The organism is Nonomuraea marmarensis, assembly GCF_043197025.1.
Classification (GTDB): domain Bacteria; phylum Actinomycetota; class Actinomycetes; order Streptosporangiales; family Streptosporangiaceae; genus Nonomuraea; species Nonomuraea marmarensis.
Genome location: NZ_JBICRM010000011.1, coordinates 70,518 through 91,093, shown reverse-complemented (window position 1 = coordinate 91,093; position 20,576 = coordinate 70,518). Strand labels below are relative to the sequence as shown.

The 20,576-nt window shown below is 68.3% G+C and carries 16 protein-coding genes and 1 pseudogene; 4 read left to right on the top strand and 13 right to left on the bottom strand.

Going from position 1 to position 20,576, the window contains the following annotated elements; all coding sequences use genetic code 11:
- Positions 1 to 5: 5 nt before the first annotated feature.
- The 4 genes from ACFLIM_RS19990 to ACFLIM_RS19975 form a co-directional block, all read right to left on the bottom strand.
- Positions 6 to 473, bottom strand: a complete 468-nt coding sequence (locus ACFLIM_RS19990) for a SixA phosphatase family protein (protein WP_393167507.1) — start codon at positions 471 to 473, stop codon at positions 6 to 8.
- Between the two features lie 250 nt (positions 474 to 723).
- A complete protein-coding gene (locus ACFLIM_RS19985; RefSeq protein WP_393167505.1) occupies positions 724 to 3,039 on the bottom strand; it encodes a sodium-translocating pyrophosphatase in 2,316 nt (771 codons plus the stop codon).
- Between the two features lie 706 nt (positions 3,040 to 3,745).
- Positions 3,746 to 4,165: an ATP-binding protein gene (locus ACFLIM_RS19980; protein ID WP_393167504.1), complete on the bottom strand. Its 420-nt coding sequence runs from the start codon at positions 4,163 to 4,165 to the stop codon at positions 3,746 to 3,748.
- A gap of 1 nt (position 4,166) precedes the next feature.
- Entirely contained in the window at positions 4,167 to 4,517 is a 351-nt protein-coding gene (locus ACFLIM_RS19975; RefSeq protein WP_020542579.1) for an STAS domain-containing protein, read from the bottom strand.
- A gap of 409 nt (positions 4,518 to 4,926) precedes the next feature.
- Between ACFLIM_RS19975 and ACFLIM_RS19970 the strand changes: the two genes are divergently transcribed.
- The gene (locus ACFLIM_RS19970; protein ID WP_393167503.1) at positions 4,927 to 7,398 is read left to right on the top strand and encodes a DEAD/DEAH box helicase; all 2,472 of its coding nucleotides are present in this window, start codon (positions 4,927 to 4,929) and stop codon (positions 7,396 to 7,398) included.
- 288 nt (positions 7,399 to 7,686) lie between these two features.
- On the opposite strand, the gene ACFLIM_RS19965 is transcribed toward ACFLIM_RS19970, so the two are convergent.
- The gene (locus ACFLIM_RS19965; protein ID WP_393167501.1) at positions 7,687 to 9,702 is read right to left on the bottom strand and encodes a hypothetical protein; all 2,016 of its coding nucleotides are present in this window, start codon (positions 9,700 to 9,702) and stop codon (positions 7,687 to 7,689) included.
- Between the two features lie 496 nt (positions 9,703 to 10,198).
- Between ACFLIM_RS19965 and ACFLIM_RS19960 the strand changes: the two are divergent.
- A pseudogene (locus ACFLIM_RS19960) lies at positions 10,199 to 10,303 on the top strand (hypothetical protein); the annotation flags it as partial.
- Positions 10,304 to 10,384: 81 nt separating this feature from the next.
- Here ACFLIM_RS19960 and ACFLIM_RS19955 read toward each other — a convergent pair.
- The 3 genes from ACFLIM_RS19955 to ACFLIM_RS19945 are packed head-to-tail and all read right to left on the bottom strand — an operon-like array spanning position 10,385 to position 11,433.
- On the bottom strand, positions 10,385 to 10,756 hold the full coding sequence (locus tag ACFLIM_RS19955; protein WP_393167829.1) for an Rv3654c family TadE-like protein: 372 nt from the start codon (positions 10,754 to 10,756) through the stop codon (positions 10,385 to 10,387).
- A gap of 33 nt (positions 10,757 to 10,789) precedes the next feature.
- Positions 10,790 to 11,203, bottom strand: a complete 414-nt coding sequence (locus ACFLIM_RS19950; protein ID WP_393167500.1) for a TadE family type IV pilus minor pilin — start codon at positions 11,201 to 11,203, stop codon at positions 10,790 to 10,792.
- On the bottom strand, positions 11,200 to 11,433 hold the full coding sequence (locus tag ACFLIM_RS19945) for a DUF4244 domain-containing protein (RefSeq protein ID WP_393167498.1): 234 nt from the start codon (positions 11,431 to 11,433) through the stop codon (positions 11,200 to 11,202). Before ACFLIM_RS19945 ends, ACFLIM_RS19950 begins: the two co-directional genes overlap by 4 nt.
- A 380-nt stretch (positions 11,434 to 11,813) precedes the next feature.
- On the opposite strand from ACFLIM_RS19945, the gene ACFLIM_RS19940 reads away from it, so the two are divergent.
- Positions 11,814 to 12,599, top strand: a complete 786-nt coding sequence (locus tag ACFLIM_RS19940) for a tyrosine-protein phosphatase (protein ID WP_393167497.1) — start codon at positions 11,814 to 11,816, stop codon at positions 12,597 to 12,599.
- Positions 12,600 to 12,729: 130 nt separating this feature from the next.
- Here the strand turns inward: ACFLIM_RS19940 and ACFLIM_RS19935 are convergent, their stop codons facing one another.
- The 5 genes from ACFLIM_RS19935 to ACFLIM_RS19915 form a co-directional block, all read right to left on the bottom strand.
- Positions 12,730 to 13,134, bottom strand: a complete 405-nt coding sequence (locus ACFLIM_RS19935) for a type II secretion system F family protein (RefSeq protein ID WP_393167495.1) — start codon at positions 13,132 to 13,134, stop codon at positions 12,730 to 12,732.
- 443 nt (positions 13,135 to 13,577) lie between these two features.
- Positions 13,578 to 14,285, bottom strand: a complete 708-nt coding sequence (locus ACFLIM_RS19930; RefSeq protein ID WP_393167493.1) for a type II secretion system F family protein — start codon at positions 14,283 to 14,285, stop codon at positions 13,578 to 13,580.
- Entirely contained in the window at positions 14,282 to 15,508 is a 1,227-nt protein-coding gene (locus tag ACFLIM_RS19925; RefSeq protein WP_393167491.1) for a TadA family conjugal transfer-associated ATPase, read from the bottom strand. Before ACFLIM_RS19925 ends, ACFLIM_RS19930 begins: the two co-directional genes overlap by 4 nt.
- Positions 15,505 to 16,545 (bottom strand): septum site-determining protein Ssd, encoded by a 1,041-nt coding sequence (gene ssd, locus ACFLIM_RS19920; protein WP_393167490.1) that lies wholly within the window; start codon positions 16,543 to 16,545, stop codon positions 15,505 to 15,507. Before ssd ends, ACFLIM_RS19925 begins: the two co-directional genes overlap by 4 nt.
- Positions 16,546 to 17,393: 848 nt before the next feature.
- Positions 17,394 to 18,176, bottom strand: a complete 783-nt coding sequence (locus tag ACFLIM_RS19915; protein WP_393167488.1) for an oxidoreductase — start codon at positions 18,174 to 18,176, stop codon at positions 17,394 to 17,396.
- A gap of 331 nt (positions 18,177 to 18,507) precedes the next feature.
- On the opposite strand from ACFLIM_RS19915, the gene acs reads away from it, so the two are divergent.
- Positions 18,508 to 20,484: an acetate--CoA ligase gene (gene acs, locus ACFLIM_RS19910; RefSeq protein WP_393167486.1), complete on the top strand. Its 1,977-nt coding sequence runs from the start codon at positions 18,508 to 18,510 to the stop codon at positions 20,482 to 20,484.
- Positions 20,485 to 20,576: the final 92 nt, after the last annotated feature.

Below are 20,576 nucleotides of genomic sequence, written 5' to 3'. Positions count from 1 at the left end.
CCCGGTCAGTGCTCTTTCGGATCCCAGCGCGTAACCAGACGGCCCTCGCCCGGCCAGAGGTCTCCCCAGCCGGACTCCACCTCGATCACCGCGAAGGCCCCGGGCCGGAACACGTAGTCGCCGCCGGCCAGCCCCAGGGCCAGCTCGTGCACGCCGGGATTGTGCCCGCACAACACCACGGTGCTCTGCTCGGGGTCGGCCCGGCGTACCAGCTCCAGCAGTTCCTCCGGATATGCCTGGTAGATGTCGCGCTCGTAGCTGATCTCCACCTCCGGGAAGGCGATCTCGGCGGTGCGCTTGGTCCTGAGCGCGGGTGAGCAGAGCACCACGTCGGGGCTGAGCCCGGCCGCCCTGATCTCGTCGCCCGCCCGCTTGGCGTCGCGTTCGCCGCGACCGGTCAGCGGTCGCTCCCGATCGGCCAGGCCCGGGACCTGAGCGGCTTTCGCGTGCCGCAGCACGATCAAGGTCCGCACTGGATCATCCCGTCCTCGAGGCCCAGACGGCCAGCCCGACGATCACGGCCAGGATGACGACCATCGCCAGCAGGATCAGGCCCAGGGTCTTGCCTCCGCCGGGCTGCTTGCTTTCGTTCACGCACCCAGTTTCCCATCGCGGGCCAGCGGTCCCACGCCCGCCTTCCGGGTGGCCACCGCAGGACCGGCGGGAATGCGAGACGCCCGCCCCTACGCAGGGGAGCGGGCGTCTCAGAGGGTGAAGCGGTGGTTACGACGCCACGGGCTCGTGCTCGCGGTTGTCGTTGTTGGCCGGCTCGTTCGCCACCGACCGGCGCTTGGACACGACGATGGCCCCGACCACCACGCCCACCGCCACCACCGTGACGCCGATGCGAACGGCCGGGTTGCCCGCGTACAGCACCACGGCCGGCGCGACCAGCAGCGCCACCAGGTTCATCACCTTGATCAGCGGGTTGATGGCCGGACCGGCCGTGTCCTTGAACGGGTCGCCGACCGTGTCGCCGATGATCGTGGCCTCGTGCGCCGGCGAACCCTTGCCACCGTGGTGGCCGTCCTCGACCAGCTTCTTGGCGTTGTCCCACGCGCCGCCGGAGTTGGCCAGGAAGACGGCCATCAGGGTGCCGCAGGCGATGGCCCCGGCCAGGAACGCGCCCAGCGGCGCATAGCCCAGCGCGAAGCCGACCGCGATCGGCGTCATGACCGCCAGCAGGCCGGGCGTGGCCAGCTCGCGGAGCGAGTCGCGGGTGCAGATGTCCACGACCCGCCCGTACTCGGGCATCTCCGTGCCGTCCATGATGCCGGGCCTGCGGCGGAACTGGTCGCGTACCTCGAAGACCACCCGCATCGCGGCCCGCCCGACCGCCATGATCGCCAGCCCCGCGAAGAGGAACACGACCGCGGCGCCGATGATCAGGCCGACCAGGACGTTCGGCTGGTCGATGCCGAGGTTGAAGGTGGAGAACGCGCCGAGCGCGTCCTTGACCGACGCCGTCGCGGCGGCGAGCTCGGTCTCCACGGCGGTACGGAAGGCGCCGAACAACGCGGTGGCCGCCAGCACCGCCGTGGCGATGGCGATGCCCTTGGTGATGGCCTTCGTGGTGTTGCCGACGGCGTCGAGGCTGGTGAGCACCCGGGCGCCCTCGCCCTCGACGTCGCCCGACATCTCGGCGATGCCCTGGGCGTTGTCCGAGACCGGGCCGAAGGTGTCCATGGACACGATGACGCCGACCGTGGTCAGCAGGCCGGTGCCCGCCAGGGCCACCGCGAACAGCGCGATCGTCACGTTCCCGAACCCGAGCAGGAACGCGCCGTAGACCGCGCCACCGATGATCAGGGCGGAGTAGACGGCCGACTCCAGGCCGACGCTGATGCCGGCCAGGATGACGGTCGCGGGCCCGGTGGCAGAGCTCTCGCCGATCTCGCGTACGGGACGCCTGTTGGTCTCGGTGAAGTAGCCGGTCAGCAGCTGGATGGCGCTGGCCAGCACCAGGCCGATGAGCACCGCGCCGATCGCGATGAGCCGCGGGTCGGCGGTGGACTGCACGCTGGAGCCGGTCAGGCCGCCGAAGCTGTCGGGCAGGTACCAGAACGCGGCCGCCGCCACCAGCACCGCGGAGATCGCGGCGGAGAGGAAGAAGCTGCGGTTGATGGCGGCCATGCCGCTGCGGTCTCCGTCGCGCATCCCGGTGACGAAGATGCCGATGATCGCGGTGAGCACGCCGATCATGGGGACGATGAGGGGGAAGATCAGCCCCTGCTCGCCGAAGGCCACCTTGCCCAGGATGAGGCTGGCGACCAGCATGACCGCGTACGACTCGAACAGGTCGGCCGCCATGCCCGCGCAGTCGCCGACGTTGTCGCCCACGTTGTCGGCGATGGTGGCGGCGTTGCGCGGGTCGTCCTCGGGGATGCCCTGCTCGACCTTTCCGACCAGGTCGGCCCCGACGTCGGCGGCCTTGGTGAAGATGCCGCCGCCGACTCGCATGAACATCGCCAGCAGCGCCGCCCCGAACCCGAACCCTTCGAGCACGCCCGGCGCGTTCCCCTGGTAGGCGAACACGACCACGGCCGCCCCGAACAGGCCGAGGCCCACGGTGAACATCCCGGCCACGCCGCCGGTCCGGAACGCGATGCGCATGGCGCGCTTCTCGCCCGAGTCGTTGGCCGCGGCGGCGACGCGCACGTTCCCGCGCACGGCCAGCCACATGCCCATGAACCCGGTCAGCGCGGAGAACACCGCACCGACCACGAAGAAGATCGAACGTCCTATGCGTACGTCTGTTTCCCCTGGTAGCAGGAGCAACAGAAAGGGGATCACGATGACGAAGATCGCCAACGTGCGAAACTGTCGGGTGAGATAGGCTGCTGCGCCTTCTTGTACGGCACGGGCGATGTTCTGCATGCGCTCCGTGCCCTGGCCGGCGGACAGCACTTCGCGCACCAGGCCGCCGGCGACGGCTAGCGCGATCAGTGCGACCGCGGCGACCACGACCACGATCGTGAGATTGTTTCCGCTCAGGGCCAGATTGGACGCTGGCTCAGCTGCCAGCATGTGCCTGCTCATCGTTCTCCTCGGCAAGACCGGTCGTCTCGCCCGGGCGGTGCTGCACTCTTCCGCGGCGGGTGTTGCGGCACCATCCGGGTTGTGGGTGCCGCTTCCGGTTGAATCCGCGTTCCGCCGGATCACCTTGGCCGGTGCCGGGAGTCTACGCAGGCACTCAACGGATATGAAGGCTCTCGAGGCGGTTATTTGTGCGGCCGTCCAGTAATCCCCTGACAGCGACCCGGTTTGAGTTCTGACAAGCAAAATATCCCGTCGTTTACGGTCATGGCAAGGACCCATAACAGGCAGACCGAAACTTGGTTTTCCTGGGCAGGGGGCGACGACAGGGAAGGCGTGGCGCGGGGGGCGCCTGCGGCCGAAGCATCTTCCGCCGGGGGCCGGCACGGGTCACACCGCCATGGACCGCGGCGGCCGATGTCAGAGCAGGTGGCCTCGTCCAGCCTGTGGACATGCTTCACGACTCGTCTTGGGCCGGCGGGAATCGTCGTGGGCCTACGAGAAACGGAAGCCACGGTGCCCGTGCGCCGTGACGGCGGCCGGCCCTGTGCGGGTCAGAGGGCGTCTTCCTGGAGGTCCTCAGGCATGGTCGGCGGGTGGTGCCTCGTTGGCTTGCCGTACAGGATGGGGGTTTGGGGCTGGGCGCCGGAAGGGCGCCCAGCGGAGCGGCGAGCGGGCCCTGAGCCACAACCGGCCGCACGATGATGATTCAACGGCCGTTGGCGGCGGGCCAGCTCATGCGGATGTTGGTGCCCTTGGGGCTGGGGAAGACCTCGACGTCGTCGGCCAGGCCCTCGATGACCGCGATACCGAAGCCTGACATGAACGAGTCAGAGAGCATGCCCAGATCGAGGGGCTGCTCTTGTTTGATCTCATCGCTGGGGGCCTGGTCGCTGACCGTGACTTCGAAACGCCCCGAGTCGTCACGGAGCTCGATGCGGATGGGCTCGCCCGGACAGTGTGCGCGGTGCGCCTCCACTGCCCGGGAACACGCCTCACCCACGGCGAGCCTGACCTCGTCCAGCAGTGACTCCTCCACGCCAGTGCGACGCGCGATCGCGGTCGCCACCAGCCGGGCGGTCCGCACATGCGCGGGGAGGGCGCTGAACGTCAGCTCGACGGTAGCCATGCTACTTGTCTTTGCCGTGAGCTTCCTTGGCCTCGTCGACCGAAGCGTAGATCCCGAAGACCTTGGTCAGGCCGGTGATCCGGAAGATCTTGAGGATGCGCTCCTGCGTGCAGACCAGCTCGAGCGAGCCGTCATGCGCGCGAACCCGCTTGAGCCCCCCGACCAGGACCCCCAGGCCCGTGGAGTCGAGGAAGTCGACCTTCTCCATGTTGACGAGAAGGTGGAAATTACCCTTGTTCACCAGGTCGATGAGGAGCTCACGCAATCTCGGCGCAGTGTAGACATCGATCTCACCCTCGACCTCGACGATGGTGAGTCGGTCCTCGTTGTGGTGATCCAACTTCAGATCCACAGATCCTCCAGCGCCTCGCCTGCGAAAGTACTCTTTTGGGCCTGGCAATCTGGAGCTTGGCCCCAGACTGTCCGACCCTGACGCGCGGCATTCAACCACGCGTCTGGCTTGTGTCTATACGAAATCACGATTCCCGGCGACTTTGCCCACCGATGCCAGACTGGAAACAGTGACTTCCTCCGCATCCTCCCCACAACAGGCAGGTCCACTCCTCCACCACCTGCTTGGAGTTCCTGCACGTCATGAGCGCGTCACCCATGTGGAGCATGTTCCAGCACGTCAGGCCGGTCAAGTCAGATGGCCCAAATGGACCCCCGAACTCCTTGTTACGCGCTTGGCGAACCGTGGGGTGACAGGACTCTGGCCTCACCAGTACGAGGCCGCCGACCTGGCATTCCGTGGCCGAAACGTGATCATTTCCACAGGGACGGCGTCGGGGAAGTCGCTGGCGTACCTCACTCCCGCGGTCGCCTCCTGCCTCGACGGCGGCACGATCCTGTACCTCACGCCGACCAAGGCCCTGGCCGCCGACCAGCTGCGCGGCCTGCGGGAGCTGCGCATCACACAGGTACGCGCCGCCACCTTCGACGGCGACACGCCGTTCGAGGAACGCACCTGGGTACGCCAACACGCCAACTACGTCCTGACAAATCCGGACATGCTGCACCGCGGCGTCCTCCCCCGCCACGCCCAGTGGTCGTCGTTCTTCCGCCGGTTGCGCATGGTCGTCGTGGACGAGTGCCACGGCTACCGCGGCGTCTTCGGCTCCCACGTCGCCCAGATCCTGCGCCGGCTGCGCCGCGTCTGCTCCCGGTACGGCTCGCGCCCCACGTTCCTGCTCGCGTCGGCGACGGCCAGCGAGCCGGGGGCGTTCGCCATGAGGCTGACGGGGCTTGAGATGGACGAGGTGACCATGGACGCGTCGCCCAAGGGTTCGACCACCATCGCGCTGTGGGAGCCGCCTCTGACGGAGCTACGGGGCGAGGGAGGGGCTCCTGTGCGGCGCACGGCTACGGCGGAGGCGGCGGATCTGCTGGCGGACCTTGTCCTGGCCGACGTCCGTACGCTCGCCTTCGTCCGCTCCCGCCGCGGAGCCGAAACGGTCGCGCTGTCCGCCCGCGCCAAACTCGCCGACGTCGCCTTCTCCCTCTCAACCCCTTTCACCGGTACGCCCACCGCACCGACCCACCACCCCACCGCCCCATGGCCGACCGCCACCGACACCACCTCCGCAACGCCGAACCCCGATGCCACGGACGGCGCCACGCCAAGCACCCCCGACGCCCGGCCGGCAACGCCCGACACCACCGAAGCCATCCCGGCAACGCATGACACCACCGTCGTCCCTCCCCGCTCACCAAAGCCGAACCCCTACACGGCGAGCACCCCGACGGACGAGCCCGGCACAACGCAGGCGGCGAGCACCCCGACGAACGCACCCGACGCAACCCGGACGGCGAGCACCCATCCCCCGGGGAGCCCTGCCCCGGAGAGCTCCCTCACCTGGGCGATCCCGGACCCTCCAGACTGGCCCACCCCCGCGGACTGGACCGACCTCCCCAACAAGATCGCCGCCTACCGAGCCGGCTACCTCGCGGAAGACCGCAGACTCCTGGAGAAAGCCCTCCGCGCAGGCACCATCATGGGCCTGGCCACCACGAACGCCCTCGAACTCGGCGTAGACGTCTCCGGCCTGGACGCCGTGCTGATCGCGGGCTGGCCCGGTACCCGGGCCTCCCTCTGGCAGCAGGCGGGCAGGGCGGGCCGCGACGGCCGGGACGCGCTCGCCGTACTGATCGCCAGGGACGACCCCTTGGACACCTACCTCGTACACCACCCGCAGACCCTGTTCGGCCAGCCTGTGGAGGCGATCGTCCTCGACCCCGACAACCCGTACGTCCTGGGCCCCCACCTCTGCGCCGCGGCCGCCGAGATCCCGCTGACCGAGGACGACCTGCCCATTTTCGGCACCACCACCTCAACCGTCCTGGAAGACCTGGTCACGCAGGGCTTGCTCAGAAGGCGCCCGGCGGGCTGGTTCTGGACCAAACGCGAGCGCGCCACCGACCTCGCCGACATCAGAGGCGGCGGAGGCGCCCCCATCCAGGTCGTGGAGTCGTCCACCGGCCGCCTCCTGGGCAGCGTGGACGAGCCCTCCGCCCACACCGCGGTGCACACCGGCGCGGTCTACCTCCACCAGGGCGAAACCTTCCTCGTGGAGCTCCTGGACCTGGAGGCCGGAGTGGCCCTGGTATCCAGCGCCAATCCGGACTACACCACGTTCGCCCGCGACATAACCGACATTTCCATCCTCGCCACCCAGCGCTCCCACCCCCTCGGCCCCGGCACACTCCACTTCGGCGAGGTAGAGGTGACCCGGCAAGTGGTCTCGTACCTCAAGAGACGCCTTCAATCAGGCGAAATGCTCGGCGACGAACCCCTGGACCTCCCACCCCGCACCCTCCGCACCCGCGCGGTCTGGTGGACCCTGCCCGCCTCAGCCGTGGCCCCCCTGGCCGAGGCAGGCATCGACCTCGGCGGAGCCGCCCACGCCGCCGAACACGCCTCCATCGGCCTCCTCCCCCTGTTCGCCACCTGCGACCGTTGGGACATCGGCGGCGTCTCCACCGAACTCCACGCCGACACGGGCCTGCTCACCGTCTTCGTGTACGACGGCCACGAGGGCGGCGCCGGCTTCGCCGAACGCGGCTACGCCCGCGCGACGGACTGGCTGACGGCGACACGCGAAGCCATAGCCTCCTGCGAATGCGAACGCGGCTGCCCCTCCTGCATCCAATCCCCGAAATGCGGCAACGGCAACGAACCCTTGGACAAACGCGGCGCCATCCGTCTCCTGAACACGCTACTGACCACTCAATAAAACAAGCCGCTGCCAGTACGCCCAGACAAACCGATAACCCACCAACTACTTCATACGGGCACGCCACAACACATGAGGCACCACAGCCTCGGGCCACCAAACCCCTGCTACGTGCATCTATCGCAAGATTTCCGGAGACGCCGACCCCGCCCGCCTGACCCTCACCTATCAGCGCATGCCCCTGTTGTCACAGCATTGAATCAGAACCCAGACCCGTCGGCGTAAACGGCCGAAACCTTCGGACACAACTCACCCAGGGCAATCCGGCAGCAATATCGACTTTCTCGACTAACTGTCGCCATTTCTGTGGGGGTGGCCGGCGTAGGCGCGTTCATTGTCGGCGTCATCATCATCGTCGGCGGCCCAGAAATCAGCGGACCCAGGCTGTGGGCGTTCCCAGAAGCCACTGTCTTCCATGGATCTAGGCGACGGCGGGAGGTAGTCGTCCCAGCGATCCTCGATCCCCACGGCAGCGGGTGGGTTGACGGAAGTCGAGGACGCAGGAACATCGGTCACCGCAGAACTGGGCAAGGTGATACGAACCGGCCCTTGACGGGCACCCTCACCCTCCCGATCATCACCAGCCTGCCCCTCCGAAGAGCCACCCTCCCTGCCCTCAGGACCGCCAAACACCTCGACCTCCCGGACTGTGCGCACTTCGGCCTCCCGAACGCTGCGTACCTGGGACTCTCGAACGCTGCGCACCTCGACCTCCCGAAGACGGCGCACCTGAGTTTCCGGCGTCGACCCCACTTCGGCCTCCTGGACGTCCCCGATCTCGTCCACGCCCCAAACGTCATCCACACCAGAACTCGCAGCCACGCCGCGAACGCCATCCACCCCGAGAACGCCGTTCACCCCCTGCGCGCCGTCCACACCCCGAGCGCCATCCACGGCCGGAACGTCGCCCGTGCCGAGGGAGCGCGGAAGCGCGGCGGGCACTTCCTTGCGCGTCTGGTCGGGCACAACTGACCGCGATCGTCCGGATGCCGCACCTGGCTGGTGCTCGTCGGATGACGACAGCTGCTGCTGCGCACGATCCTTCTCAGGAACACGTGTCTTGGCCACAGCCAGGATCACCGCAGGCCGCCGAGGCGCTGTCGTAGTGGGCGCAACGCTGTCGTTCGTCTGCTTGACCTGCACCCCACCCGCCAGCGGTGTGGCTGCAGTGGAGACCGGGGTCGCGGACGTGGGGGCGCCGCCGCCGCCGGCGGCGGCGAGCGCGCGCCGCCGGGCCCAGGCCCCCGCATGGGCCCCGAGCAGCAACAACAGGAGCCCGCCCGCGACGTAGAGGCCGTACTGACCGATGTCCCCGATCGGCGACTCGCTCCTCACACCACTGGTTTGGACAGGAGCGGAATCCGTGCTGTCCTTCGTGCCGGCCGGTGCCAGGCCGCCCGTTCCGCCCTGGTCGTCGGCGGTGGGGATCGGAAGGTTGCCGTTCTTATCGGTGTCGGGCATGTCCGGCAGGTTGGAGGTCGTCTGCTTCCGGGTCGTCGGTTTGCTCGTGGGCAGGGTCTGCTTCTTGGCGGGCAGGGTGGGCAGCGAATCGACGTTCTTGGTGTCCTTGGTCTTCGGCGTCTGCTGGCTGTTGGTGGTTTTCTTCGGCTGGGCCGCGGGGTTGGCGGGGAAGGTGAGGTACGCGGCGGCCGAATTGCCCGACCCGATCGACCCGCCGTCGCCGTCACCCCTGAACGCCTGGACCGTGAACCCCACCTTCTGCCCCGCCGCCTTGGCAGGCACGGCGAGCGCCGCCTTGCACGACGAACCCGCGCACGCGCTGTCGGCGGCCAGCCTCCCCACGATGCCGGACTGACTGTTGGAGACCTCATACGACTGCAGGTCAGGCTCGGAGCCCTTGCTCCAGGTCACGAGCACTTTCTTCGTGCCCTGCAGGCTCACGTTCACATCACCCGGCGGCTCTGCCGGTCGCCGCAGCTTGAACGTGCTGCTCGCGTACTTGGACCCGGTGAGCTCTCCCTTGAGAGTCACGGTGAAGGTGCCGTTCGGGGCGTTTCCGGCGTCGAACGTTCCGGAGATCGTCTGGTTCGCTCCCCCGCCGGCGACTTTCCGGCTGGGCGTGGAGGGGCCTTCGACGTAGAGGCCCATGTTCAGCTGCATCAGCTCCGTACGCGCGGAAATGGTGACAGACGCCCCCGAAACCACCTGGCCGTCGGAGGGCGACGTGATCTGCCCGGCGGAGTCGGCCTGCCGCATCAGCGCGGCCGCCTGAGCGGACCCGCCGAGCAGGATGGATCCCGCCACGATCACCCCTGCGGCCATCACTCTGCCGACTACCGTCACGACGCTTCCTCCATCGAGAGCCTCGCGCCGCCTGACCGCCCTGGGGCGTTCACGCGACGACCGGAAGTGCAGTCCGCCCGGCCGATACGGTCACCGACCGCCCCCCGACCCGCACCTTAGCGACTCCGTCCCGGCTCTCCCAGACTCCCTGTCGCAGACGGTATGGACTGAGGGTAACCGGAACCTTACGGGAGATATCCAACTCTTGGACCCCATGTCTAAGAAGTCGTGACGGGATTGCGACCTTGCCCCACAAGCCCCAAGGACCACCTGACTCTCCGGGCCTCAGAGGGTGTCGCCGGCCAGCCTCATCACCCTGGTAAGCGGCACAGAGCGGGTGATCCTCAGGCTTGTCGATCTACACTCCAGGCCGTGACTGGAAACCATCGTGGTGGCTCTTTCTACGACGCGCCTCATGTCGTCGAGCAGTACCTCGGTCATCGACACAGTGGCGTGTCGAGCCCGAACTACGTGATGGAGCCGGCCCGCTCCACCGGCATCGTTTGATCTGATCGTTTCGCGTCTCGCGTTCCACTATGTCGAAGACATCGAGCCGGTGTTGGCGGCCTGCTGCTTGGCGGCACCCGCGCTTGACGACTGACGATGCGGCTTCCGGCCTGAGCGCCGCCGCCGACTCCCGGTGCTGGACTGTGCCTGATGGGCGAGCTGATGAATTCGGCTTCTAGTGGTGGCTTTCGGTTGGGTCCGCGTCTGCCGGGCCTGCGCGGGACCTGCCCGTCAGGGTGCGGGTGCCCGATATCGGGAGCGAGATCGGTAACGAGGTCCAGACGTCGGCGATCTCGTTGGTGATGGTGCATTGGGTCAGCTGGACGCCGTTCTGGGTGGCGAGTGCCGCGGCTCTGTCGCAGGCGCCTTCGGGGTCGACGACCGCGAGCCTGGCTGCTGCCAGGGCGCTCAAGTCGGCGGCGTTGTTGACGCGGTGGCGGGCCACCCGCACCGAACCCACGGTGGCGAACGTCGTGGCGAGTGCCATCAGAAGCCCCATGAGGGCCACGCCCCATAGCGTGGCTGAGCCTCGTTGTCCGGGGTTGATCGCTGCCTCCTCGTTGGTGGACGCCGGCGGGCGTCATGGCTGGACGGCCTCGGAGCTGAAGTGCGTGGCTGGTTCGGTGGCCGCGGTGGCTGCGGCGGAGACGTGGACCGCGGGTAACGACTGGCCCCAGGCTGGGCGTACTTCAACGGTGATCTGTACTTTTGTGGTTTCTGGGTCACGGGTCACCTCTACTTGTGCGTCTGGCCGGGTGGCTGCGCGCGCGAAGTCGCGAACCTGGTCCAGTGGCTCGCCTCTGGCTGCTGCGCGTGCTGCCGTTCGGGCCGTGTCCACGCACTCCAGTTGGGCGCCGACCGCTTGGATGGCCCACAGCGCGGCTGCCAGGACGACCATGAGCGCGGGCAGCATCGCGGCGGTCTCGGCCGTCACCGAGCCCCGCGATGCCGGCCCCTTGCTGCTCTTGGAAGTCCGCTTGTGGCGGAGGGTCATTCGGTGGTCGTCTTGAGTGCTCGGTCGATGAGGGATGTCAGCATTTCCTGGACCTCTGGGCTGCTCACCACCTTGAACAGGAGCGCGGCGAAGGCGCAGGCCGCGATGGTCCCCACTGCGTATTCGGCTGTGGACATGCCGCGCTCGCGGTTGACGGCCGCGTAGTGGAGCCATCTGCTGGCGCTACACCAGGCGGGTCCCGTGGAGGTTGAGGTCGGTGACGCGGACATCTCCGCGGTTCGGGGGGCGAACTCTGTGACTGCGCGGGGTTCGTGGTTGCTTGACGTGGTGGGGCCGGACTGGGTGATCTTGTGGGCTGCGCGGGTGCTCGACTTGGTGTGGGTGGTTTCTGGGGCGGCTTTGCTGTCGTCTGGCTTGGTGGCGGGACTATGCATCGTGCCTCCAGGTGGTTGGAGCCGGGGTCTTGTCCGGCGGGAGTCCAAGGTTCGCTGAGAAGCGATGCGGGTCGGCGGACCGAGTGGCGTTCTGTGGATTTGGGGAGGCCCTTGAGGGGCGCCTGTGGATAAGGGTGTCTGGGCGCTGCTGGACTGCGGATGGTCCTTGTACACCCGGTGAGAACAAGATCGGTGCTGCATGCGTCTCATGCGATATGAGCAGCGATTCCAAACCTGGGCGGTCCGCGTCTGACGGTTCAGGCCGTCTTGCGCCCGTCGGGCGGCACCTCGACTGGGAGGGGTGCTTCAACGTCCGTGATCTCGGCGGCATCCCGGTGGCGGCTGGAGGTGTGATCCGGCCTGGCGCCGTTGTGCGTTCGGACTGTCCGGAGCGACTCACCGAGGTGGGGTGGTCGGCGCTGGTCCGGTACGGGGTACGGACCATTGTCGATCTGCGTAACGACGAAGAGCGCCAAGGTGATCTTCTGGCCAGGCCGGTGAGCTTGACCACCGTGCACGTGCCGTTGGACGACTCGGGAGACACCGCGTTCTGGAGCTACCTGTGGGAGAACGAGCTGGATGGTTCGCCGCTCTATTACCGGGTGTTCCTTGAGCGCAAGGCGTCGCGCTGCGCTGCTGTCCTTGCCGCCATCGCCCGTGCGCGGCAGGGAGGGGTTCTGGTTCACTGCGGCCTCGGGCGTGACCGCACCGGTCTCATCGCCATGCTGCTCCTGGCCCTTGCCGGGGTCAGGTCCGACGACATCGCCTCGGACTACGAACTGAGCACGGATCGGCTGCCTCCGTTGTTCACCGCGCTGGGGATGGATGATCAGACCGACGTGATCCGGAAGATCCTGGCTCGTAAGAACACCACTGTCCGCGGTGCTCTGATCAGCGCGTTGAACGGGTTCGATGTCGAGGCTCATCTTCGAGCGGCGGGGCTGGGCGATGATGATTTGTCGGTTCTTCGCGCTCGGTTGGTCCGCACTGAAGGCTGCTGAGTCAGCGCGCCCCCACAGGCCATCGCCGAAGGAGCCCGTGAAGTGCAAGGCCGACCTGACGATGGCTGCCAGGCTCGGGGGCGGAGTCGGTGCTGGGTTGTGGATTCGGCGGGCTGGGGTGCGGGCGGCTCTATGGGAGGACGATGGTGGAGGCGAGGCCGGCTATCACCGGGATGATGCCGAGTAGGACGAATGCCGGCAGGAAGCACAGGCCCAAAGGCGCTACCGCCTTTACGCCGACGCTCCTGGCTGAGGCGACGGATGCGGCTCTGGCGGTTTCGCGGGCGTCGTCGGCCAGGCGGGTCAGGACGTCCGCCACAGGGGCGCCGCTTTGAGCCGCTCGGCTCATGGCTCGGGAGAGTTGGCCCATGGCGGGGTCCTTGGCGAGGGTGGCCCAAGTGGGCTCCGGGTCCGCGCCCAGGCGGAGTTGGCTGCTCACCCAGGTCAGCCGTTGCCCCAGTGGGCCGCCGATGGCGGTGGCGGCGATCTCGGTGGCGGCGCTCACCGGGCGTCCGGCGAGTAGGCAGGCGGTCATCAGGTCTGCGGCGAACGGCAGGTCGGCGGCGATTCGAAGGCGGTCGTGTCGCGTTTGCTGAGGTTCCCTTCTGTGCAGGAATATGACTACCGCCGGGGCGGTCAGGAGGCCGGCGACGATTCCCGGGCTCCCTCCGATCAGGAAAGCGGTCAGGGCCGCGCATGTGGCAGTGATCAGGGTTTTGCGGGTGATCGGTGGTCGTGGCTGCTCATGGGTGGGGTTTGGCCAAGGTGGCTGGCGTGGGTCTCCGTCCAGGACTTGCTTGGCGTGCTTTGGGTGGTCTTGGGGTGCCGTCCCGGCTAGTGGCGGAGGCTTGTCCGTCGGGCGTAGTCGGGCCAGGCGTTCCCTTGGTGTCCTGGGTGAGAACCACAACCAGGCGGCCAGGCCGGCGCACAAGGTGGACAACAGTTCGAGCATCGATGGGATCCGATCGGTCTGGGTTCTCAGGTTTGGGCGCGGGCTGCCATGTGGTTGGTCCACCACAGGCCGCAGGCGTCGAGGGCGATTCCCGCTGTCAGGCACATCAGGCCTGGGAGGCTGCCGAACAGGAAGTTCAGCGGGTGCATGTTCAGGGCTCCGGCCATGAGAAGGCCCAGGGCTGGGAGTACGGCGAGCATTCTGGCGGTGGTGCGAGGGCCTGCCAGTTGTGCCGCGACGTCCTGGCGGTGGGCCTGGGCCAGGCGTAACGTGCTCGCCACTCGTTCGACCAGGGCTGCCAGGCCTGCGCCCACGGTGACGCCGACCTCCCAGCACGTGGCGAGCTGACGCAGGCCCTCGCCTCCCTGGAGTGGGGCCGAGGAGGTCAGGGCCGCAGAGACGTCGCCACCGTCTCTTGCCGCCGCGACTAGCGGGCGCAGGGTTTCCGGGTCGGGGAAGTCCACGGCTGAAATGGCCCTGACCAAGGCCTCTCCGGGGGTACGGCCGGCGGATAGCTCTGCTGACAGGGCCTGGCATAACTCGATTGACGCTCGCCGCCAGGCGTCGGCGCGGCGTGCGGGGCTGGGGCGGGTGAGTAGCCTGCTCAGGGATCTCCACTGGGGTCGTCGCCGGTCTGAGGTCAGCTTGGTCAGACGGGTTGTGGCGGTGTCCGGGCCCGTCCACAACCACACGGCGAATGCTGTGGACAACGCGGCTATCAGGGCACCGGTCATCGCATTGTCTCCGTTGGGTTCATGGCGATGTGTTGCCGGATTTCGCTTGCGGGTTCGTCTCCCGTTCTTCGTGTCAGGGCGGCGTAGCCGGGGCCGGTTTGGGTGTGGCCCTTCGCGTCGAAGGTCAGGGCGGGGATCGACTCGACGAAGCCGGCCGATGTCCTGGAGAGCAGGCAGATCTCGGCTATGCGCCGCCGGCCGTCCGGGCGGCCGCGGGTGAGGTGAATGACCGCGTCCAGGGCCGCGGCGAGCTGGCTGTGTACGGCCTCTCTGCTCAAACCGGCCGCGCAGCCGAGCGCCTCCAGGCGAGGTGGTACGTCGGCCGCGGTGTTCGCGTGCAGCGTGCCGCAACCGCCCTCATGGCCGGTGTTCAAGGCGGCCAGCAAGTCGACCACCTCGGAACCTCGCACCTCTCCCACCACCAGGCGATCCGGACGCATGCGCAATGCCTGGCGGACGAGATCGCGTAGGCCCACGCCACCCGCTCCCTCCAGGTTTGCGGGGCGGGTTTCCAGGCGTATCACGTGTGGATGGAGAGGGCGGAGCTCGGCTGAGTCTTCTACCAGGAGGAGGCGGTCGCCTGGGTCCGCCAGGGACAGCAGGGCCGACAGGAGGGTGGTCTTGCCGGTGCCTGTGCCGCCTGTCACCAGGAAGGCCAGCCTGGCGGTCACCATGGCGGTCAGTATCGGGATCGCGGTTGGGGTGATCGTGCCTGCTGTCACCAGGTCTTTCAGGGTGAACGTACGGCGTGGCGGCAGGCGTAGCGAGACGCAGGTGCCGCCGGAGGCGATCGGCGGGAGCACGGCGTGGAGGCGGACTCCCCCTGCGAGCCTGGCGTCCACGTACGGGGAGGCGTCGTCCAGTCGTCTGCCCGCGGCGGCGGCGAGGCGCTGGGCCAGCCTGCGGACGGCCCCGTCGTCCGCGAAGGTGACCGAGGTTCGGCGTAGGCCGCTGCCGTCGTCTATCCACACCTCGCGTGGGCCGTTGACCAGGACGTCTGTTACGTCCGGCCGGGTCAGGAGCGGCTCCAGTGGGCCCGCGCCTATCAGGTCGGCACAGAGGGCCCGGGCCACGGCCAGGATCTCCGCGTCGCCGTACACGGATTTTTCGGCTCTTAGGGCGACTGCTACCTGGGCGGCGCTGGGTTCGACGCCGGTTCTGGCCAGGCGTACGCGGACGGCCTCCACCAGCTCCGGGGACACGGCCGAGTGGGTTGCGCTCATGCTGGCAGGAGGTCTCTTAGGAGGGATGTGCACAGGGAACCGAGCACGGTGCGGGGGCCGAGTTTGGGGAGCTCGCCGCGGTTGAGGGTGGCGGTGAGCCTTGGCTGGTCCGGGAGGGCGCCGGCGGACGGTATGCCCAGCGAGGACGCGGCCATCTCGTCGTCCACGACCCCTGGGCGGAGGACCGCGCGGATGTCGGCGGTGTGTTTGCGGGCCTCGCCCAGCACCTGGACGGTGGAGAGAATGCCGCGTACGTCCGCCGGGGCCACCACCAACGTGGTCTTCGCTCTGGTGAGGGCTTCTGTCGCGGCTGGGTCCAGGTGGCGGGGGAGGTCCACGACCACCAGGTCGAAGCCTCGCCGGCCCGCCTCCAGGACCGAGCGCATGGCTTGGGACGGGATCGGCGCCACCTCACCTCTGTGGAACGAGAGGACCGCCAGGTCCCCGAACGACGGCAGTGCCGCTTGAAGCGCGCTGGAACTGATCCTGCCCTCCCTGGCCACCAGGTCTCCCCAGCGGGCGCCGGCTGCCTCCTCATGGCCCAGCAGGGCGTCTATGCCGCCGCCCAGCGGGTCGGCGTCCACCAGCAGCGTGCGGAGGTGGTCGCCTGAGGCGCACAGGGCCAGGCAGGCTGACAGCACGCTCGCGCCTGCTCCTCCGCGGCCACCGATCACGCAGATCACGGAACCCGAGCGGGGGTCGGGCTCCATCGCGTCCGCCAACCGCTCCACCAGGTGGCGTTCGTCATTGGGGAGGGTCACGACGGCCTGGGCGCCCACTGCCACGCATTTTCGCCAGGTGTCCGGGTCTTCCGGGTCTCTGGTCACGAGGAGGACCTGGTCGCGGGCGGGGGGTGATGTCGCGGCCACCGCGTCCGCCTGGTCGGCGCCCACCGCTATCAGGGGCGCCAGGTTCCAGAACGGGCGGGCGTGGGTGGGCATGTGGGCCACGTCGAGTTGCGCGCCGGCTGCGGCTGCTATGCGGACCAGGTCGTCCAGTAGGGCGTGGTCCTCGGTGATGACCAGGGGACGGTGCATGTCGGGCCTCCCTGCGGGGGTTGGGAGGTCCACCCTGGTCGAGGTGGCGGGGATGCCGGGCAGGCGAACGGGGTTCTGGGGATTGTGCGGTGGTGGGTGTGGCTGGGCTGTGGATAACCGCGGAAGTGCAGCGCACGGGGTGCGGCGGCGCGGTGGGGTGTGAGCGAGCGGCGATGCTCAGGGACAGGGGTGCCGAAGCGGCCGGAGTGGTGCTGGGCGCCAGGGCCGGAGTCCCAGGGGGCCGGGGCTTCAAGGCTGTGGAAAAGGGGCGACCCCCGCCGGGGGGGAGAGCGGGGGTCGCCTGACCGGTCCGGCTCCGGGGGGGTAGAGCCGGTCCCGTTTCAGAAGAAAGCTTTCATCACTTGACCAGAGCCTGGCAAGGGACTTGCAAACCTATCCCCCGCGCAGTCGCTCCAGTTTCAGGCGATACCACCGTATGCTGCCCGATCGACTCGAGTTTCGTCGAGGAGCAATCTCGCATTTTCGCCAAGTTTTTTCGCCACACCATAACGATCACATAAAGACGATCACAGAGAGTGATCGTCGCGGGTTGGTAACCAGGTTGGCGGGGGTCGAGCCGCCAAGGTCCGGGGTCCTGGTCCACGGGTGGGTAAAGGTCTTGGTCCGAGGGGTTCCCATCAGGGCGGATCCGTCGTAGAAAGGGGCTACGGACCACTTGTCCGGGTGCATCAGCCGGGCACCCACGCGCGACCAGCCGCGGGAGGCGCGTCGTGACGGGCTTGACCCGCTCCGACGAATAGAGGTGCACGCTTGGTAACCCGGTGTGATGCACCGGCGGACGGCGTCTCTTGACCGAGACGCCGTCAGCTATGTCAGCAGCACCTATGTCAGCCCCTTTGCATGGCCTCGCAGATGGCGGTCGTCTCGCGTGCACCGAGGGTTACCGCGGAGGCACATTGTTGTACCCAGCGGGCCACGCCCTCCGGCGTCCCGCTCAGGTACGCCCGCAGGCCGTCGGCGTACGGCAGGTCCAGGTGCCCTACCTCCAGGGCCACCAGAGACTTCGGGTCCAGGCCGTATTCGACCAAGGTCAGGCGCTCGGCCGCGCGGGCGACGATCCCGTCGGCCGTACCGAACGGGCGCAGCACGGCCAGCTCCGCATGCACCACGGCCGCCAGCACGAGCGCCGGCGCCTTCGTGGGCCGTTCCAGCAGGTCGAGCAGGCTCTCCATGCGGGTCGCCGTTTCGCCGGCACCCGGCGCGGGGCCCAGGGCCAGTGCGTCCGGGGCCTCATCGGACGTGCGAGGGCGGCCCAGGGCGGCGGTCTGATCCGTGAGGCCCGCCGCCGCCACGGTGTGCAGGCGGGCGAGCACCTGCCGAGGGGCCTTTCGCCAGGTCGAGCCCAGGCGGCCCATCTCCGCCGACGCGCGCAGCGCCCCCTGGACCAGCGGGTCGTGGATCTCGTCCCGGCGCAGGGCCTCCAGGGGCACGTCCACGCCCTCCATGGCGGCCGACGCCCGGGCGCCGCGCAAGGACGACTCCGCGGACACCGCCGGACTGGCCCGGCGCAGGACACGGTGGCGGTACAGCTTGTCGACGGCCTGCCGGGCCTCGTCCACGGCCTCTGGGACGCCGGGCAACCGCGCGATGACGGCCAATGGGTCACTCACGCGACATGACCTTACCCGCCGGTACCCCCCAACCAGACGAAGATACTGGTGGCCGGGGGTGTGCCGCCGCGCCCGGAAAGTCCCGCGAGGCACCACCGGCCTTATCTGACCGCATGACAAACGCTATTAAAATGTTGTCATCCTGAAATCAGGAAAACGTGTGACCGGCTGATCAGCAGGTGGTCGAGGCTTTATGGGTCCCCCCTGAGGTCCCCCTGAGGACAGGGAGCGGCCCTACGGTACAGACCTGTCTAGACCTCTTGTGTGTGGAGGCCGTGAGCTGGTGAAGTGGGACACGACCTATCCAATCTGGCCATAGAAGGAGCACGAGGTGGCCCCCGAGACCCCTGGCAACCACGAGACCCAGGCGCTGTCCAACCTGCTGCAGGAGAACCGCCGGTTCGCACCTCCGGCTGACCTGGCGGCGGCCGCTAACGTGACCGCTGCCGCATATGACGAGGCCGCCGCCGACCGTCTCGCCTTCTGGGAGCGGGCCGCTGAGCGACTGACCTGGGCCAAGCGGTGGGACGAGACGCTCGAGTGGAACGCGCCCTTCGCCAAGTGGTTCGTGGGCGGCGAGCTCAACGTCGCCTACAACTGCGTCGACCGCCACGTCGAAGAGGGACGCGGCGACAAGGTGGCCTACCACTGGGAGGGCGAGCCCGACGGCGACAACCGCACCCTCACCTACAACGACCTGAAGACCGAGGTCAGCAAGGCCGCGAACGCCCTCCAGGAGCTCGGCGTCAGCAAGGGCGACCGGGTGGCGATCTACATGCCGATGATCCCCGAGCTGCCGATCGCGATGCTGGCCTGCGCCCGCATCGGGGCGGTCCACTCGGTGGTGTTCGGCGGGTTCTCCGCGAGCGCGCTGAAGAGCCGGATCGACGACGCCGACGCCAAGCTCGTGATCACCGCCGACGGCGGCTACCGCAGGGGCAACCCGTCAGCGCTCAAGCCGACCGTGGACGAGGCCGTCGCCCAGTGCCCGCAGGTCGAGCACGTCCTCGTGGTACGCCGTACCGGCCAGGACGTCGCCACCGGCGACAAGGACCTGTGGTGGCACGACGTGGTCGACCGCCAGAGCGACCAGCACACCCCCGAGCCCCACGACGCCGAGGACCCGCTGTACATCCTCTACACCAGCGGCACCACCGGTAGGCCCAAGGGCATCCTGCACACCACCGGCGGCTACCTGACCCAGACCGCCTGGACGCACCACGCGGTCTTCGACCTCAAGCCGGACACCGACATCTACTGGTGCACGGCCGACATCGGCTGGGTGACCGGACACTCCTACATCGTGTACGGCCCTCTCGCCAACGGCGCCACCAGCGTCATCTACGAGGGCACCCCGGACACCCCGCACCGCGGGCGGTTCTGGGAGATCGTGCAGAAGTACAAGATCACGATCCTCTACACCGCGCCCACGGCGATCAGGACGTTCATGAAGTGGGGCGACGACATCCCCGCCAAGTACGACATGTCCAGTCTGCGCATCCTGGGCTCCGTCGGCGAGCCGATCAACCCCGAGGCGTACGTCTGGTACCGCGAGCACATCGGCCACGACCGCTGCCCCGTCGTCGACACCTGGTGGCAGACGGAGACCGGCGCCATCCTGATCAGCCCGCTGCCCGGCGTGACCGCGGGCAAGCCGGGCGCCGCGATGCGCCCGCTCCCCGGCATCGTCGCCGACGTGGTGGACGATCAGGGCAACAGCGTCCCCGACGGGGGCGGCGGCTTCCTGGTGGTGCGCGAGCCGTGGCCGTCGATGTTGCGCACGATCTGGGGGGACGACCAGCGCTACATCGACACGTACTGGAGCAGGTTCGAGGGGCTCTACTTCCCCGGCGACGGCGCCAAGAAGGACGACGACGGCGACCTGTGGCTGCTCGGCCGCGTGGACGACGTCATGCTGATCTCCGGGCACAACATCTCCACCACAGAGGTGGAGAGCGCGCTGGTCAGCCACCCCAAGGTGGCCGAGGCGGCCGTGGTCGGCGCGACCGACCCGGTGACGGGCCAGGCCATCGTGTCGTTCGTGATCCTGCGCGGCACGGCAGAGGAGAGCGACGACATCGCCGCCGACCTGCGCAACCACGTGGCCAAGACGCTCGGCCCGATCGCCAAGCCGCGCCAGATCCTGGTGGTGCCCGAGCTGCCGAAGACCCGCTCCGGCAAGATCATGCGCCGCCTCCTGCGCGACGTGGCGGAGAACCGCAGCGTCGGCGACGTCACCACGCTGGCCGACAGCACGGTGATGAACCTCATCTCGGAGAAGCTCCCGTCGGCCAAGTCCGAGGAATAAATCCACCCATATAGGCACATGTCCCCATAAATTGGGGCATGTGCCTATATGGCTACGGGGGCCTGTAGTCGGACGCGTCGAGCGCGGGCGCT